The sequence below is a fragment of the Streptomyces sp. PsTaAH-137 genome (genome assembly GCF_003259365.1).
Classification (GTDB): Bacteria; Actinomycetota; Actinomycetes; order Streptomycetales; family Streptomycetaceae; genus Streptomyces.
Genome location: NZ_QLLY01000003.1, coordinates 525,243 through 541,471, shown reverse-complemented (window position 1 = coordinate 541,471; position 16,229 = coordinate 525,243). Strand labels below are relative to the sequence as shown.

The following is a 16,229-nucleotide window of genomic DNA, read 5'->3' as shown; positions in this document are numbered from 1 at the left end:
CGCTCTGTGAGAAGCACCTGAATTCCAGCACTGCCTGAAAACGAGGACTCATGGACCGCCTGCTGCTCATGCACAGCTTTGTGACCGTCGCGCAGAACGGGAGCTTCAACGGGGCCGCGAAGAAGCTCGGCTCCTCCGGCTCCCTGGTGTCGCGGCATGTCGCGGAGCTGGAGCGGCAGGTCGGCGTCCGGCTCGTCAACCGCACGGCCCGCTCGGTCAGCCTCACCGAACAGGGCCTGCGTTACGCCGAGTTCTGCTCACGCATACTCGACGAAATAGCGACGGAGGACGTTTCCATCGCCCAGCTCCACGACCGGGCCGAAGGGGCCCTGAGCATCATCTGCCCCAAATGGATCGGCAGTCTGGATCTGGGCGACGCCATCGCCGCGTTCTCCGCCGCCCACCCGAAGATTCACATCCGGTTCGAACTCGGCGGCATGTCCGACCGCACGTACGACTTTCTGGACAGCGGATTCGACGTGGCGTTCCACACCCGGGATCTCCGCGATTCCGGGGTCCGTCTGAAGAAAATCGCCTCACTGCCCTTTGTGCTGTGCGCGTCGCCGGAATACCTGGAGAGGCACGGACCGCTCACCGAGCCGAACGAGATCGCCACGCACGACTGCCTGGTCCACGTGAACGATCCCGTCTGGCGCATCGGGCACGGGCATTCCTCGACGCTGCACAAGATCCGCAATGTGGCCTTCTCGTCGAACTCGTACATCGCGCTGCAGAAGGCCGCCGTGCACGGCCGCGGCATCGGCCTGCTGCCCCAGCGGCCCGCCTACGACGACCTGCTCTCCGGCGCCCTGGAAGTACTGCTGCCCGGACTCGGCGTGCCCGACCGGCCGTTGTACGCGATCTACGGGCCCGGGCAGTCGACGCCGAAGAAGATCGCGGTGTTCCTGGAGTTCCTCACTCAATGGTTCTCCAGGAATCCCATTCCGCGGATCGCCGTCGACGCCTGACCCGCGGCGGATGCAATCAACGGTTGCAGACCCTGTACGGCAGGGCTGTTGAGGCGGTCGTCCGGCAAATCTACGATCGCCGAGGGAAAGCACGGGGGAGATCTGGAGTGAGGAATCGATGGGGATTCAGCGCATAGAGTCGGTCACCTACTCGGTCGTCGGCAGCGTCGGGATTCTCGAAGAGACTGTGCGGTTCTTCGAGGATTTCGGACTGTTCCTGGTGGAACGGACCGACGAGCACGCCGTGCTGGAGACGCTCGCCGGACAGACCGTCCACCTGGACGGCGACCCCGGCCCGCTGCTCCCGCCGCCCGTCGAGGACGGCCCGACCCTCCGCGAGATCGTCTGGGGGGTGGACACCGCCGACGCACTCGACCGCCTGGTCCGGGAGGCCGGCAAGGACCGCCCGGTCCGGGAGAGCGCCGACGGCGTCCACCACACCGTCGACGAGACCGGCTTCGGGGTCGGCCTCACCCTCGCCAGGCCCCGCCCCCTCGACATCACCCCGCGCCCGGCGAACGTGTCGGGCAGCGTGAGCCGCTGGAACGCCCCGCTGGCACCGGTCGGACAGGTCAGGCCGCTGCGGATGTGCCACGTCGCCCTCAACATCCCCAAGGCCGGACGCGCGGAGGCCGTCGCCTTCTACACCGGCCGCCTCGGCTTCCGGCCCACCGACGTCGTCGAACCCATGGGCGTCTTCCTCCAGGCCCCCGGCGACGACGACCAGCACACCTTCCTGCTCTGCCACCGCCCCGACAAGGCCGGCATCAACCACATCGCGTACGAGGTCCCGGGCGTCGACGACGTCATCGAGGGCGGCAACAACATGATCGACAAGGGCTGGCGCGAGGCCCGCAAGCTGGGCCGGCACACCATCGGCTCCAACATCTTCCGCTTCCTGCACGCGCCGTGCGGCGGCCGCGTCGAGTACGCCTGCGACATGGACCGGGCCGACGCCTCGTACGAGACCCGCGTCCACGACACGGCCCCGCCGCACACCATCTGGTCGCTGCGCACCCATCGCGCCTGAGTCGATCACCCCGCCAGGGGCGCGGGGAACTACGCGACCAGCCACGACGGCGTAGCAGCCGCCGACGCGACCTCGACCGGCAACGGCGCGAAGGCCACGGGGCTCTGCCCCGGACCCCGCTCCTCAATCGCCGGAGGGGCTTGATCCGAGAGGGCCGACGCCCATGTACAGCTATCCCACCGTCCGCCTCCACATAGGCGGCGAGTGGCGCGAAGCCGCCGACCGGGCGACCGCGCCCGTCCTCAACCCCGCCACCGAAGAAGCCATCGGCACCGTACCCCTGGCGACCGCCGCCGACCTCGACGACGCCCTCGAAGCGGCGCGCCGGGGCTTCGGGACCTGGCGCGCCACCCCCGTGGCCACCCGCACCGAGATCCTGCACCGCGCCGCCGACCTGATCACCGAACGCGCCCCCGAGATCGGCCGCGTGATGACCCTGGAGGGCGGCAAGCCCCTCAAGGAGGCGATCGGCGAGGCCCGCCGCACCGCCGACACCCTGCGCTGGCACATCGAGGACGCCCGCCGCGCCTACGGCCGCACGATCCCCTCCGCGCCCGGCACGATCCTGTCCGTGCGCCGCGAGCCGATCGGCCCCGTCGCCGCGTTCGTGCCCTGGAACTTCCCCGTCGGCGGCCCCAACCGGAAGATCTCCTCCGCCCTCTCTGCGGGCTGCTCCATGGTCCTCAAGGCCTCCGAGGAGACCCCGGCCACGGCCGCCGCGCTCGTCGCCTGCTACGCCGACGCGGGACTCCCCGCCGGAGTCCTGAACCTCGTCTTCGGCGACCCCGCCGCCGTCTCGGCCCGGCTGATCGCCTCCCCGGTCACCCGGCTCGTCGCGTTCACCGGATCCGTCCCCGTCGGCAAGCTGCTCGCGGCCACGGCGGGCCAGGTCATGAAGCCGGCCCTGATGGAACTCGGCGGCCACGCCCCGGTGATCGTCTGCGCCGACGCCGACCCCGTGCAAGCCGCCCAGCGCGCCGCCCGCGCCAAGTTCTTCAACGCCGGCCAGGTCTGCACCTCGCCCAGCCGCTTCCTCGTGCACTCCTCGCTCCACGACGACTTCGCCGCCGCCTTCGTCAAGGCGACCGAGGAGATCGTGGTCGGCGACGGGCTCGACCCCGCGACCACCATGGGCCCGCTCGCCAACGAACGCCGCCTGGCCGCCGCCGAACGCCTCACCGCCGACGCCGTGCGGCGCGGCGCGACCGTGCGCACCGGCGGCCTGCGGCCCGACCGGGCCGGATACTTCTTCGCGCCGACCGTGCTGACCGACGTACCGCAGGACGCGCAGATCATGAGCGAGGAGCCGTTCGCGCCGCTCGCCCCGATCGTGCCGTTCGACGACCTGGACGACGCGCTGGCCGTGGCCAACTCCCTGCCGTTCGGCCTCGCCGCGTACGGGTTCACGGAGTCCGCGGCCACCGCCGAGAAGCTCTCCGCCGAACTGGAGGCCGGCATCCTGTCGATCAACCACTGCGGCGGATCCGTCCACGAGGCGCCGTCCGGCGGGGTCAAGGAGAGCGGCTACGGACGCGAGGGTGGCCCCGAGGCCCTGGACTCCTACCTCGTCACCAAGCGCGTCGCGCACCAGCTGAGCTGACGCCCGTGAAATACGCCCGCGTCGACGTCGACGGCCGCGCCCGCTGGGCCCGCGCCGCCGCCCCCGGCACCCTCGAACTGCTCTCGGCCTCCCCGCTGGAGAGCCCGGCCCCCTCGGTCACGGGCGAGCTGCCCGTGGCCGGGGCCCGCTGGCTGCCCCCGGTGGTCCCGCCCGTCTTCTACGCCGTCGGCTTCAACTACCCGCGTCACATCGCCGAGCACGGCGCCACGACACCGGACCGGCCCGAGATCGGCTACCGCGCCAACAACGCCCTCACCGGCCACGGTTCACCGATCGTCAAGCCGTCCGACGTCACCGGCCGGTTCGAGGCCGAGCCCGAACTCGTCGCCGTCATCGGCCGGCGGATGCGGCACGCCACGTACGACGAGGCACGCGCGGGCGTTTTCGGCTGGACGATCGGCAACGACGTCAGCGCCCGCACCTGGCAGCACGAGGACCGCACGTTCTGGCGCGCCAAGAACAGCGACACCTTCAAGCCGATGGGCCCCTGGATCGAGACGGCCGTCGACGCGCTCGCGCAGACCACGACGCTGTCCGTGAACGGCGAGGTACGCGCCCGGTTCCCCACCGGCGACATGGTGTTCGACCCGTACGACTACATCGTCGCGATGAGCCGTCGCCTCACCCTGCACCCCGGGGACGTGCTGTGGATGGGCGCCGAGTCCACCTGCGCGCTGAAGCCGGGGGACACCGTCGCCGTAGAGATCAGCGGCATCGGGGTGCTCACCAACCCCGTACAAGAGGAAGCGCCACAGGAAGGTCCTGCCCGATGAGCAAGGAACCCCGCTACATCCACCACGTCAACTTCCCCACCACCGACCCCGACCGCACCGCCGCCTGGTACGCGAAGGTCTTCGGGATGAAGCGCATCATGCCGAAGTCGAACACGCGCGTGGTGCTCATGACCCGCGGCACCTTCGACCTGCACTTCACCCCCGTCGAGGAGATGGAGCGCATGGCGCCCTATCACTTCGCCGTCGAGGTCGACGACTGGGACGAGTTCCTCGACCACCTCAAAGAGCTGGGCATCCGGCACACCCGGCCGATCCAGCGGCCCGAGAACCAGTCGAAGTTCTGCTACATCCACGATCCCGACCACACCATGATCGAACTCGTGTACCACGCCAAGCGCCCCAACTGACCCACACCGTCGACATCGTTCAGGAGTTCGTGTCTCATGCCCTACGTCGATTCCGACGGTGCGTCCATCTACTACGAGCGGCACGGTGAAGGACCGGCGATCGTGTTCGTGCACGGCTCCGGCGGCCACCACGCCATCTGGTGGCAGCAGGTGGCCGCGCTGCGCGAGGAGTTCACCGTCGTCACGCTCGACCTGCGCGGCTTCGGCCGGACAGAACTGGCCGAGCCGCAGACCGAGTTCGACGGCCAGGCCTTCTACGGGGACGTCGTCGCCGTCCTCGACCAGGAGGACCTCACCGATGCGATGCTCGTCGGCCAGTCCATCGGCTCCGTCGCCGCATTGCGCGCCGGACTCACCCGCCCCGAGCGCGTCACCTCCGTCGTCCTCGGCCACTCGCTGGGCGGCATCGACCACCCCGAGCTGCGCGAACTCGCCGCCGCCGACCGCGCGGAGGCCGTCAAACTGCCCGTCATCGACCGCCTGTTGACCCGGCGGTTCCGCACCGAACGGGCCGATCTCACCTTCCTGTTCAAGCAGCTCGGCACCTTCAACACCGCCACCATGCAGGACCTGCGCAACCTCGACGCCGACGGCCCGACCCTCGACGAGATCACCGCGTCCGGCGTCCGGGTCGCCTTCCTCGCAGGCGAGAAGGACGCCGTGCTCAGCGTCAGGACCGTCACCCGCGCCCACGACCTCCTGCCCGGCTCCCACCTGGAGATCGTCGACGGCGCCCCGCACTCCCTGTACTGGGAGACCCCGGACGCCTACAACGCCGCCGTCGCCCGGCTGCGCCGCACCCTCACCCCCGCGAAGGACTCCGTATGACCGCCGCCCTCACCCTCGACGCCGCGGAAGAGATCATCAGCGCCGCGCACCGGCGCGCCCAGGACATCGGCAAGGCGGTCAGCGTCGCCGTCGTCGACGCGGGCGGCTTCGTCATCGCCGTCCGCCGCCCCGACGGCGCCCGCCCGCTCACCCCCGACATCGCCCGCGCCAAGGCCTACACCGCGGCCGTCATGCAGCGCCCCGGCACAATGCTCAAGAAGTGGCAGGAGAGCCAGCCCGTCTTCTTCTCCCAGCTCTCCCAGCTGCCCGGCGCCGCCCTGCCGATCATGGCCGCCGACGGCAGCATGACCATCAAGAAGGACGGCGAGATCATCGGCGGCCTCGGCATCGCGGGCGGCACGGCCGACGAGGACCAGGTCATCGCCGAGGACGTCCTCAAAGCCCTCGGCTACGAACTGGAGTTCGCCGCCTGGGGCGTCGCGGGCGCACCCACCGAAGGGCGGTCCTGAACCATGGCGGACACGTTCAACTACCGCATCGACCACCTCGGCAGCCTGGTCCGCCCGGCCGGCCTGAACCGCACGGACCCCGACTCCCTGACCGCCGCGCTCACCGCCGCCGTCGCCCACCAGCGCAAGCTCCGCTCCACGGTCGTCACCGACGGCGGCTACCCCTACGAGGACTTCCGCGGCGCCGTCCTGGAGAACGTCGCCGGGGTGCGCCGCACGGACCGGACCGGCCCCGACGGGCTCGCCGTCTGGGCCGCGGACACCCTGCCCGAGGCCGAGGGCCCGCTCGCCGTCGACCACGCCAGGCACCTGGCCGGCCTCACCGTCATCGCCCCGAAGGTGACGCTGCCGGCCCCGTCGTACCTCGCCGCGACCCTCGAAAGCCCCCTGGACGTACGGGAACTGGGGGAGGCCTTCGCCGAGATCGTCCGCGCCGAGATCGCACGCTTGGTCGACGCGGGGGTCCGCCTCGTCCAGCTCGACAACCCCCTGCTGCTCGCGGGGACGGCCCCCGGCGCGGCCGCCGCTGCCTTTACGGGTTCGCTCCCGTACGCCGACGCGCTCGCGATCGACGCCGCGGCCGTGCGCCTGGACTCCCGGCCCGAGGGCGTCCGCATCGGCTGCTTCCCGGGCGCCACGGCTCCGGAGACGGTCGACCGGGCGGCGGCGGAGCGGCTGTTCAACCACATCCCGGCCGACCGCTGGATCCTCCCGTTGCGCACCGCCTCCGCCGCGGAACTCGACCTCGTCCGCGCCCTGCCCGAGGACCGGGACGTGTGCTTCGGCGTGGTCGACGCGGCCGTCGCGGACCTGGAGGACATCGACACGGTCCTCGACCGCCTGGACGCGGCGGGCGAACTGAAGGACCTGGAGGACGCGGCGATCTCCCCGGCCCAGGGCTTCGCCGACATCGCCTCCCGCCCCCTCCTGACCGAGCCGGAGCAGCACGCCAAGCTGGTCCTGGTGGAGACGCTGGCCCGGTACGTATGGGGCAACGAGTTCTGAGGCCGATGGACAGCGCCCCTGGGCGAGCGGAGCTCGTCTCAGGGGCGCGGGGCTGTTTCTGATATGCGGCTCCGCCGCGTGAGCGCGAGCAACCACAACGAGACCCGCAGCCGCTACAGCACCTCACCGAACGTCACCTCACGCGACACCAGCAACGGCCGCACCACCCCCACAATCAACTCCGCGAAATGCGCGGCAGCGCCATGCGCGTCGAACCCCGCCCGGTCCTCGTACACCTCGTACAGCACGAACCCACCCGGCACCTCAGCCTCCGCGTGCACCTCATAGGCGACATTGGCCGGCTCCGACCGCGTGAACTCCCGCATCTTCAGCAACGCGTCCCGCACGGTCCCCGCGTCGTCGGCGGCACAGCGGTAGTGGGCGAAAACGGCGTACGCCACGGTGGGCTCCTCACCACAAAAGACCAGTTCAAAGGTTCGACAGCGCTCCGATTGCAGCACAGAAAGCCACGGCGGCCACCCGCGCGCCGCGCAACCAATGACTGCCTCCCCGGATCTGCCCGCGACGCCGCGCGTGGTGTGTCGTACATCCGGTTCCAGATGTCGCAGATGCCGGTACCGCAGATGCCGGAGAGAGAAGTGATCCAGATGCGTTCCGTGGAGACCCTGGTCGGCGGGGAGTGGACGGCCGGCGACGAGTGGATCGAGGTCCAGAACCCGGCCGACCTGCGCACCCCCGCCTTCCGCGTCCCGGCGCTCACCCCCGCCGACGTCACCCGCGCCTACGACCACGCCGAGCGCGCCTTCCCCGCCTGGAAGCGCACCGGCCCGCTGGCCCGCGCCACGGTCCTCACCGCCGCCGCCGCACTGCTGCGCGAGCGCGCCGACACGATCGCCGAGGACATCGCCACGGAGAACGGCAAGACGCGCGCGGAGGCCCGCGGCGAGACGCTGAAGGCCGCCGACTTCCTGGAGTACTACGGGCTGCTCGTCGGCAGGGGCGGCTACGGCACGCTCCTGAACGACATCCGCCCCGACACCCGTACCAGCGCGCAGGCCGAACCGCTCGGCGTGGTCCTGGCGATCACCCCGTGGAACGACCCGCTGATCACCCCGGCCCGCAAGCTCGCCCCCGCGCTCGCCGCGGGCAACACCGCGGTCCTCAAGCCGGCCGGCGAGACCCCGCTGTCGGGGCTCCACCTGGCGCGGGCGCTGCACGACGCGGGCCTGCCCGCCGGGGTCCTCAACGTCGTCACCGGCCGCACCGGACAGATCTCCGGCGCGCTCCTCGACGACCCGCGCATCGCCGCCGTCACCTTCACCGGCTCCAACGCGGTCGGCGACCGGCTGCGGACGGCGTTCGCGACCCGCAACATCCGCTTCCAGGGCGAGCTGGGCGGCAAGAACGCCTCGGTCGTCCTGGCCGACGCCGACCTGGCCAAGGCCGCGCGGACCGTCGTCGCCGCCGCCTTCGGACAGGCAGGACAGCGGTGCACCGCCACCAGCCGCGTCGTCGTCGAGCGGCCGGTGCACGACGCGTTCGTCCGGCTGCTGCTGGCCGAGGTGGCGGCACTCAGGCCGGGGGCCCCACTCGCGGAGGGGACGAGCGTGGGCCCCCTCTCCGGGCCGCGCCAGCGCGACGGCGTCGCCGAGCACATCGAGCGCGCCGTCAAGCAGGGCGCGACGATCCTGGCCGGCGGCGACGCGCCCGCCGACGAGGCCCTCGCGCACGGCTGCTACCTCAACCCGACCGTCCTCGGCGACATCACCGACGCCGTCGACATCTGGCGCGAGGAGGTCTTCGGACCGGTGCTCGCGGTGCGCGCCGTCGACTCCCTCGACGACGCGATCGCCGCCGTCAACGACTCCGACTTCGGCCTCGCCGCCGCCGTCTTCACCCGCGACCTGCACGCCGCGCACCGCTTCGCCGACGAGGCCGAGTGCGGCCAGATCGCCGTGAACCTGACCACCCCGGGCTGGGACGTCCACCACCCCTTCGGCGGCTTCCACGCCTCCGGCTCCCCGTTCAAGGAGCAGGGCACCGAGGCGCTGCACTTCTACACCCGTGTGAAGACGGTCGCGATCCACTACGGCGCGTAGTTGGGTAGAGCGCGTCCAGAGTCCCATCTTCCAGAAAGGAGGCGGGTGTTGGCCGACGAGACGATAGGCATCGTGGGGGCCGGCATCGTGGGCCTCGCGACCGCCCGCGAGATCACCCTGCGCCGCCCCGGCACCCGCGTCGTCGTGTTCGACAAGGAACAGGACGTCGCACACCACCAGACGGGCCACAACTCCGGCGTCGTGCACGCCGGCATCTACTACACGCCCGGCAGCCTCAAGGCGAACCTGACCGTACGGGGCGTCGGCCTCCTGCGCGAGTACTGCCAGGAGCACCAGCTCCCGTACCGCGAGATCGGCAAGCTGGTCATGGCCGTCCGCGAGGACGAGCTGGACCGGATGAACGGCCTCTACGAGCGGGCCAGGAACAACCACGTACCGGAGCTGCGGAAGGTCTCCCGCGAAGAGATCGCCGAGCTCGAACCGCAGGCCGGCGGCATCGCGGCCCTGCACTCCCCGCGCACCGCGATCACCGACTACCCGGCGATCGCCCGCGCGTTCGCCCGGGACGTCGAGCGGTCCGGGGGAGAGGTCAGGCTCGGCTTCCGCGTCACCGGCATCACCGAGACCGGCGGCGGCATCGAGGTGGCGTCCGCACAGGAGCGCGTGAGCGTCGACCGGCTCGTGCTCTGCGCCGGGCTCCACTCCGACTCCGTGGCCCGGCTCGCGCGAGGCGGACCCGAACCCCGGATCGTCCCGTTCCGCGGCGAGTACATGCTGCTCAAACCGGAGCGGGCGGACCTGGTGCGCGGGCTGATCTACCCGGTGCCCGACCCCCGCTACCCGTTCCTCGGCGTGCACTTCACCCCGCGCGTCGACGGGTCGGTCGAGGTCGGCCCGAACGCCGTGCTCGCCCTCGCCCGCGAGGGATACACCCGCGCGCGCGTGTCCCCGAAGGACCTCGTGGGGCTCGCCGCCTACCCCGGTGTCTGGCGCATGGCGGCCAGACACTGGCGCACCGGCATCAAGGAGTACAAGGGCTCGTTCTCCACGGCCGCCTTCATGAAGGACGCGAAACAGTACGTCCCCGGGGTCGGCGTCGACGACGTGGTCCGCGGCGGCGCCGGTGTGCGGGCCCAGGCACTGGACCGCGACGGCACCCTCGTCGACGACTTCCGGCTGCACCGGGCCGGCCGCATCACGGCCGTGCGCAACGCGCCGTCGCCCGCCGCGACGGCCAGTCTGGCGATCGCCGAGCACATCGTGGACGCGGTCTTCGACGAGGGCTGAACACCCCCGCGTACTGCGCCTTTTCGCGCAAGAACTGCTTGCGCTCCCAGCTCTGCGCAAGGCCCCGCGGCGTACCTAACGTCGGTCTCACCGCACACCACCTCCGCTCTCCCGGAGTCCTGTCTCCCGGAGTCCTAGAGAAAGAAGCACCGGCATGTTCGTCGTCGACACCCAGATCCACATCTGGAAGGAAGAGACCCCGGACCGCCCCTGGGTCCCCGGCGCCCGCGAGCGGATCCGCCTCAACGGCCACCGCGAGGACCCCTTCAGCTACGAGGAGGCCCTGGAGCTGATGGACGAGGCCGGCGTCAACCGGGCGCTGATCCTCCCGCCGTCCTGGGAGGGCGACCGCATCGACTACGCCCTCGAAGCGTGCGAGGCGCACCCGGACCGGTTCGGCATCATGGCGCGCATCCCGCAGAACAAGCCCGAAGAGGGCAGGGCGATGCTCAAGGACTTCGCCCAGAACCCGCACGTCAAGGGCACCCGCCTCACCTTCCACCGCCCCATCGACCGCAACTGGATGATCGACGGCACCAACGACTGGTACTGGCCGGTCGCCGAGGAGCTGAACATCCCCACGATGGTGCACGCGCCCATCTGGAAGCGGGAACTGGGCGACATAGCGGGCCGCCACCCCGGCCTGAAGATCATCATCGACCACATGGGCATCATGGCCCGCTGCGTCGACGACGCCATCGGCTACTGGGTCCAGGAGACCGCCGACCTGCACGAACACCCCAACATCTACGTCAAGGTCTCGGCGCTGCCCGGCTACTCCACCCAGCCCTTCCCGAACCACAACATCGAGAAGTACGTGCGCGAGATGGTCGACAAGATGGGCCCGAAGCGCTGCTTCTACGGCACCGACATCACCCGCCTGCTCGGCCACGGCATCACGTACACCGACACCATCGAGCAGTTCACCAAGCACTGGGACTTCACCCCCGACGAGCTCGAATGGATCATGGGCCGGGGTATCGCCGAGGTCCTGAACTGGCCGATCGAGGGCTGAGGACGCACTCATGACGTACGCGCACGAGGCGCGCGGCGTCGACGGCGGAGACGCGCTCGTCTCCGCCTTCAACGCCGTCGGCGCCGACTACCTGTTCTGCTCCTCGGGGTCCGAATGGGCCCCGGTGTGGGAGTCCCTGGCCCGCCGCCACCGCGACGGCGACCCCGCGCCGGAGTATCTGGACCTCACCCACGAGACCGTCGCGGCCGGCATGGCCACCGGCTACGGGCTGCTCACGCGCCGCCCCCAGGGCGTGCTCCTGCACGCCGCCCCCGGCCTGCTCCAGGGCTCCATGGCCGTCCACGGCGCGCTCCTCGCCGGGGTCCCGATGGTCGTCGCGTCGTCGGAGTCCACGACGTACGGCGACGCGCCGGGCCACGACCCCGGCGGCCAGTGGTACCGCAACCTGTCGATCGTGGGCGGCCCGCACGGCATCGCCCAGCCGTTCACCAAGTGGGCCACCGAGGCCGCGAGCGTGCACACCCTGCCGACCATGGTCACCCGCGCCGCCGAACTGGCCCGGCGCGCCCCGGCGGGACCCGCCTACCTCAACATCCCGCTGGAGATCCTCCTGGAGGACTGGGACGGGCGCGAGGCCAAGCAGCTCGTCGAACCCGGCACCACGCACAGCTCGCCCGAACAGGCCGACGCCGTCGCCGCGCTGCTGCGCACGGCCCGGAACCCCGTGATCGTCACCGAGACCGCGGGCCGCGAGGAGGGCGGCTTCGAGGCCCTGGTGGCCCTCGCCGAGGCCTGGCAGATCCCGGTCGTGGAACCCGACTCGGCGGTCTGCGCCAACTTCCCGCGCAACCACCCGCTGCACGCGGGCGGCGACATCGGGCCCTGGATGGCCGAGGCCGACCTGATCCTCCTGGCCAACTGCCGCGCCCCGTTCTACCCGCCCTCGCGCCGCCCCGCGAAGGCCACGGTCGTCGTGATCGACGAGGTGCCGCAGCGCCCGCACGTCGTCTACCAGGTCCTGTACGCGGACCACTACCTGGAGGGGAACGTCACCAACTCCCTGCGCCAGCTGGCCAAGCGGGCGAAGGACCTCGACCAGGCAGCGGTGGCCGCCCGGCGCGCGGCACAGGAGGAACGGCACGCAGCCGAACAGGTCGCCATAGGGCGGGCCGAAACGAACGCGGCACAAAAGAAGAGCGAAACACACGCGGCCCAGCAGCCGGCCGGCCTCGACCCGGTCCTGGTGGCCGCCTCCCTGCGCACCCTCCTGGAAGGCCGTGACGGCATCGTCGTCGACGAGACCATCACCCACAGCCGGGTCGTCAAGCGCCACCTCAAGACCTCCGCCCCGGACTCGTACTTCTACGTACAGGGCGGACTCGGCCAGGGCATGGCCGTCGCCCTCGGCGTCAAACTCGCCGCGCGCGAGCGGCCCGTGGTGCTGACCGTCGGCGACGGCGCCTTCACGTACAACCCGGTGATCCCGTCGTACGACGCCTCCAGGACGTACGAACTGCCGCTCCTCGTCGTGGTGTTCAACAACCGTGTCTACAAGTCGATGAATCTCAACCACCGCCGGTTCTACCCGGACGGCGCCGCGGCCGGGACCGGCGAATGGCTCGGCACCGATCTGCACCGGCTGCCCCGGCTCGCCGCCTTCGCCGAACCGTTCGGCATGCACACCGAGACCGTCGACACGCCCGACGCCCTCGTCCCCGCCCTGGAGAGAGCCCTCAAGGCCGTCGCGGCCGGCACCACCGCCGTCGTCGACGTCCTCGTCTCCCGCTGAGCCGCCCCGGATCGTTAAGGACCCCTCACCATGCCCGACAAGCCCCTGGTCGCCGCCGCCGACCTGCGCACGTTCGCCGCCGCCCTGCTGGAGAAGGGCGGCCTGAGCGCCGAACACGCCGCGACCACGGCCGACGTGTTCGTCTGGGCCGCGCAGCGCGGCGTCGAATCGCACGGCATCGCGCGCGTACCCGCCTATCTCGAACTGCTCGCCAAGGGAGTGGCCAACGCCGCGCCCGAGCTGAGGCTCACCTCCACCGCCCCGGGAGCCGCCGTCCTCGACGCCGACCGCGCACCGGGACCGGTCGCACTGACCGCCGCCGCCGAGGAGGCGGCGACCCGGGCCAGGACCAACGGCATCGCCTCCGTCGGCGTACGGGAGACCGTGCACACCGGCGCCATCGGCTACTACGTGTCGAAGATCGCCGAGGCGGGACTCGTCGGCATCGGCTTCGTCGCCGGAATGCCCAACATGGGCTACACCGGCGTCAAGGGACCGGCCGTCGCCACCAGCCCGCTCGCCGTCGCCGTCCCCGCGCGCGAGCACGCCCCGCTCCTGCTCGACATGGCCACCGCCACCATCGCCCTCGGAAAGATCCGGCAGGCCAGGGCGAGCGGCACCGCGCTGCCGGAGGGCGCGGCGGCCACCGGGGACGGCACCCCGACCACCGATCCCGAGCAGGCCGTCATGCCGCTGCCGCTGGGCGGCGCCAAGGGCTCCGGCATGTCCCTCGCCTTCGAACTGCTGACCAGCGTCCTGGTCGGCGCCCCCATCTTCGCGGCGTTCCACTCCGACGACCCGGCGGGCCGCAAGCACCGCCAGAACGCCCTGCTGATCGCGGTGGACCCGGCGGCCTTCGGCGGCGCGGACGGCTTCGTCGCCGACGTCGACGCCACCCTGGACACCCTCAAGGGCCTCCCGGTCGCGGACGGCGCGTCCGCCGTCCACTATCCGGGTGAACGCAGCGCGGCGACGGCCGAGGAACGCGGGGCCCGCGGCATCCCGATCGCCCCGAAGGTCTGGGCCCAACTCGCCGACGCCGCACGGGAGAAGGGGGTGGCGCTGCCTCCGGCGCAGTGACCAGGGGCCGGAACAAGCCGGACAAGGGGCTCGAAAAAACCCTTGGCCGCCATCGTTCCGGCCGCGGGACACTTCCCACCCTGTCGACCCCGCGCACCGGCCGGGGCCATCCATCTGCCTGACAGGAGTGGGAAGTTGGAGACGCCCGGAGCCCCGAGGACGGCACCGCGCCGCAGCGCGGTGCTGCTCGCCTGGCGCATGTACATCGGTGAGATGGTCCGTCAGCGCCGACTGGCCGTCCCCGCGATGCTGCTGCCCGCACTGGGCAACCTCGGCATCAACTATCTGGCGCCCCTGGTCGTCGCCCACCTCGTCGGCCGCTTCGCGGGCGACGGCGCGATCGACGCCCGGGGCGCGCTGCCGTACGTCGCGGTCTTCGCCTGCGTGCTGCTGCTCTCCGAGACGCTGTGGCGGCTCGGCATCCACTGCCTCAACCGGGTGGACGCCCGCGGCGTCGAGCGGCTGTATGTGTACGGCATGGACGAGCTGTACGCCAAGGACGCCACGTTCTTCCACGACAACTTCGCCGGATCACTGACCAAGCGGGTCTCCAGCTTCGCCGCCCGCTTCGAGGAGTTCGCCGACACCCTCGTCTTCCAGGTGACCGGAAGCCTGATTCCGCTGATGTTCGGCTCGGTGGTGCTCTGGACGTACGAACCCTGGCTCGTCGTCGCCCTGTTGGCGATGATCGCGCTCACCGGGCTGACCGTGGCCCCGCTGATCCGCCGCAGGCAGCGGATCGTGGACGCGCGGGAGGCGGCGATCGCCCGGGTGTCCGGCCATGTCGCCGACAGCCTGTCGAACATGGAGACGATCCGGGCGTTCGCCGCCGAGGACCGGGAGGCCGCCGAGCACCGCAGCCGGGTCGCCGAGTCGCAGCGCTGGATGCTCAGGTCGTGGGACTACAGCAACCTGCGCATCGACACGCTCGTCGCCCCGCTGTCCGTGCTCACCAACGCGCTGGGCCTGCTGCTCGCGGTCACCCTCGGCGGCGGGCACGGCGTCGAGGGCGTCGTGGTGGCGTTCACGTACTTCTCCAACGCGACGCGGATCATGTTCGACTTCAACCAGATCTACCGCCGGCTGGAGAGCTCGACGACGGAGGCCGCCCAGTTCACGGAGTTGCTGATGGTCCCGGCGACGGTCCTCGACCCGCCCGCGCCGCTGCCCGCGCACCCCAACCGCACCGACGTCCGCTTCGAGAAGGTGACCTTCGCCCACGCGGGCGCCTCCCGGCTCTTCGACGGCCTGGACCTGGAGGTGCCCGGCGGCGCCAAGGTCGGCTTCGTCGGCCGGTCCGGCGGCGGCAAGACGACCCTGACCCGGCTGCTCCTGCGCATGTCCGACATCGAGGGCGGCCGGATCCGCATCGGCGGCCAGGACATCAGCGGGCTCCGCCAGCGCGACCTGCGCGAGCTGATCGCGTACGTGCCCCAGAGCCCCGCCATGTTCCACCGCAGCCTGCGCGACAACATCGCCTTCGCCCGGCCGGACGCCACCGACGCGGAGATCCGCCGCGCGGCCGAGGCCGCCCACGTCACGGAGTTCGCCGACACCCTCCCCGACGGCTTCGGCACCCTGGTCGGCGAGCGCGGCGTCAAGCTCTCCGGCGGCCAGCGCCAGCGCGTCGCCCTGGCCCGCGCCATCCTGCGCGACGCCCCGGTCCTGCTCCTCGACGAGGCGACGAGCGCCCTGGACTCCGAGAGCGAACGACTCGTCCAGGAGGCCCTGTGGCGCCTCATGGAGGGCCGCACCGCCCTGGTGGTGGCCCACCGCCTGAGCACCGTCGCCGGCATGGACCGCCTCGTCGTCCTGGACCGCGGCCGCGTCGTCGAGCAGGGCACCCACCACGACCTCCTCGCCGAGGACGGCACCTACGCCAAGCTCTGGCTGCACCAGTCCGGCGGCTTCCTGGTCGACGGGAAGGAGCACGAGCCGGCGGAAGGGGCCGAGGTCGCACAGTGAGCCAGTGGGCCGTTGCGGGCTCGGCGACAGGCGCGTCCCCGCAACGGC

15 protein-coding genes are annotated in these 16,229 nt (G+C 71.4%); 14 read left to right on the top strand and 1 reads right to left on the bottom strand.

What is annotated here, in order from left to right; all coding sequences use genetic code 11:
* Nucleotides 1-50: 50 nt before the first annotated feature.
* The 8 genes from K377_RS08745 to K377_RS08710 all read left to right on the top strand — a co-directional run bounded on the left by K377_RS08745 (nucleotide 51) and on the right by K377_RS08710 (nucleotide 7,063).
* On the top strand, nucleotides 51-968 hold the full coding sequence (locus tag K377_RS08745) for a LysR family transcriptional regulator (RefSeq protein ID WP_111662607.1): 918 nt from the start codon (nucleotides 51-53) through the stop codon (nucleotides 966-968).
* Between the two features lie 118 nt (nucleotides 969-1,086).
* The gene (locus tag K377_RS08740; protein ID WP_111662606.1) at nucleotides 1,087-1,998 is read left to right on the top strand and encodes a VOC family protein; all 912 of its coding nucleotides are present in this window, start codon (nucleotides 1,087-1,089) and stop codon (nucleotides 1,996-1,998) included.
* Nucleotides 1,999-2,161: 163 nt separating this feature from the next.
* The gene (locus K377_RS08735; protein WP_111662605.1) at nucleotides 2,162-3,598 is read left to right on the top strand and encodes an NAD-dependent succinate-semialdehyde dehydrogenase; all 1,437 of its coding nucleotides are present in this window, start codon (nucleotides 2,162-2,164) and stop codon (nucleotides 3,596-3,598) included.
* Between the two features lie 5 nt (nucleotides 3,599-3,603).
* Nucleotides 3,604-4,392, top strand: coding sequence for a fumarylacetoacetate hydrolase family protein (locus K377_RS08730; protein WP_111662604.1), 789 nt, complete (start codon nucleotides 3,604-3,606; stop codon nucleotides 4,390-4,392).
* Nucleotides 4,389-4,760, top strand: coding sequence for a VOC family protein (locus K377_RS08725; RefSeq protein ID WP_111662603.1), 372 nt, complete (start codon nucleotides 4,389-4,391; stop codon nucleotides 4,758-4,760). The genes K377_RS08730 and K377_RS08725 overlap by 4 nt, the downstream gene beginning before the upstream one ends.
* Before the next feature lie 36 nt (nucleotides 4,761-4,796).
* Nucleotides 4,797-5,588, top strand: coding sequence for an alpha/beta fold hydrolase (locus K377_RS08720; protein WP_111662602.1), 792 nt, complete (start codon nucleotides 4,797-4,799; stop codon nucleotides 5,586-5,588).
* Nucleotides 5,585-6,058: a heme-binding protein gene (locus K377_RS08715; protein WP_111662601.1), complete on the top strand. Its 474-nt coding sequence runs from the start codon at nucleotides 5,585-5,587 to the stop codon at nucleotides 6,056-6,058. Before K377_RS08720 ends, K377_RS08715 begins: the two co-directional genes overlap by 4 nt.
* 3 nt (nucleotides 6,059-6,061) lie before the next feature.
* Nucleotides 6,062-7,063, top strand: coding sequence for a methionine synthase II (cobalamin-independent)-like protein (locus K377_RS08710; protein WP_111662600.1), 1,002 nt, complete (start codon nucleotides 6,062-6,064; stop codon nucleotides 7,061-7,063).
* Between the two features lie 113 nt (nucleotides 7,064-7,176).
* On the opposite strand, the gene K377_RS08705 is transcribed toward K377_RS08710, so the two are convergent.
* Nucleotides 7,177-7,464: a putative quinol monooxygenase gene (locus K377_RS08705; protein WP_111662599.1), complete on the bottom strand. Its 288-nt coding sequence runs from the start codon at nucleotides 7,462-7,464 to the stop codon at nucleotides 7,177-7,179.
* Nucleotides 7,465-7,671: 207 nt separating this feature from the next.
* On the opposite strand from K377_RS08705, the gene K377_RS08700 reads away from it, so the two are divergent.
* The 6 genes from K377_RS08700 to K377_RS08675 all read left to right on the top strand — a co-directional run bounded on the left by K377_RS08700 (nucleotide 7,672) and on the right by K377_RS08675 (nucleotide 16,181).
* Nucleotides 7,672-9,123: an aldehyde dehydrogenase gene (locus K377_RS08700; RefSeq protein ID WP_181512506.1), complete on the top strand. Its 1,452-nt coding sequence runs from the start codon at nucleotides 7,672-7,674 to the stop codon at nucleotides 9,121-9,123.
* A gap of 48 nt (nucleotides 9,124-9,171) precedes the next feature.
* Nucleotides 9,172-10,371 carry an L-2-hydroxyglutarate oxidase gene (gene lhgO, locus K377_RS08695; RefSeq protein WP_111662598.1) on the top strand — a complete coding sequence of 400 codons (1,200 nt, stop codon included), beginning with the start codon at nucleotides 9,172-9,174 and terminating at the stop codon, nucleotides 10,369-10,371.
* Nucleotides 10,372-10,525: 154 nt separating this feature from the next.
* Nucleotides 10,526-11,386, top strand: coding sequence for an amidohydrolase (locus tag K377_RS08690; protein WP_111662597.1), 861 nt, complete (start codon nucleotides 10,526-10,528; stop codon nucleotides 11,384-11,386).
* Nucleotides 11,387-11,396: 10 nt separating this feature from the next.
* A complete protein-coding gene (locus K377_RS08685) occupies nucleotides 11,397-13,136 on the top strand; it encodes a thiamine pyrophosphate-dependent enzyme (protein ID WP_111662596.1) in 1,740 nt (579 codons plus the stop codon).
* 30 nt (nucleotides 13,137-13,166) lie between these two features.
* Nucleotides 13,167-14,216: an Ldh family oxidoreductase gene (locus K377_RS08680; protein ID WP_111662595.1), complete on the top strand. Its 1,050-nt coding sequence runs from the start codon at nucleotides 13,167-13,169 to the stop codon at nucleotides 14,214-14,216.
* Between the two features lie 213 nt (nucleotides 14,217-14,429).
* Nucleotides 14,430-16,181, top strand: coding sequence for an ABC transporter ATP-binding protein (locus K377_RS08675; protein ID WP_111662689.1), 1,752 nt, complete (start codon nucleotides 14,430-14,432; stop codon nucleotides 16,179-16,181).
* Nucleotides 16,182-16,229: the final 48 nt, after the last annotated feature.

Coding starts and splice junctions, on each gene's coding strand:
- K377_RS08720 (WP_111662602.1), top strand. CDS start 4,797: ATGCCCTACGTCGATTCCGACGGTGCGTCCATCTACTACGAGCGGCAC.
- K377_RS08710 (WP_111662600.1), top strand. CDS start 6,062: ATGGCGGACACGTTCAACTACCGCATCGACCACCTCGGCAGCCTGGTC.
- K377_RS08680 (WP_111662595.1), top strand. CDS start 13,167: ATGCCCGACAAGCCCCTGGTCGCCGCCGCCGACCTGCGCACGTTCGCC.
- K377_RS08675 (WP_111662689.1), top strand. CDS start 14,430: ATGGTCCGTCAGCGCCGACTGGCCGTCCCCGCGATGCTGCTGCCCGCA.
- K377_RS08700 (WP_181512506.1), top strand. CDS start 7,672: ATGCGTTCCGTGGAGACCCTGGTCGGCGGGGAGTGGACGGCCGGCGAC.
- K377_RS08745 (WP_111662607.1), top strand. CDS start 51: ATGGACCGCCTGCTGCTCATGCACAGCTTTGTGACCGTCGCGCAGAAC.
- K377_RS08690 (WP_111662597.1), top strand. CDS start 10,526: ATGTTCGTCGTCGACACCCAGATCCACATCTGGAAGGAAGAGACCCCG.
- K377_RS08740 (WP_111662606.1), top strand. CDS start 1,087: ATGGGGATTCAGCGCATAGAGTCGGTCACCTACTCGGTCGTCGGCAGC.
- K377_RS08735 (WP_111662605.1), top strand. CDS start 2,162: ATGTACAGCTATCCCACCGTCCGCCTCCACATAGGCGGCGAGTGGCGC.
- K377_RS08715 (WP_111662601.1), top strand. CDS start 5,585: ATGACCGCCGCCCTCACCCTCGACGCCGCGGAAGAGATCATCAGCGCC.
- K377_RS08685 (WP_111662596.1), top strand. CDS start 11,397: ATGACGTACGCGCACGAGGCGCGCGGCGTCGACGGCGGAGACGCGCTC.
- K377_RS08725 (WP_111662603.1), top strand. CDS start 4,389: ATGAGCAAGGAACCCCGCTACATCCACCACGTCAACTTCCCCACCACC.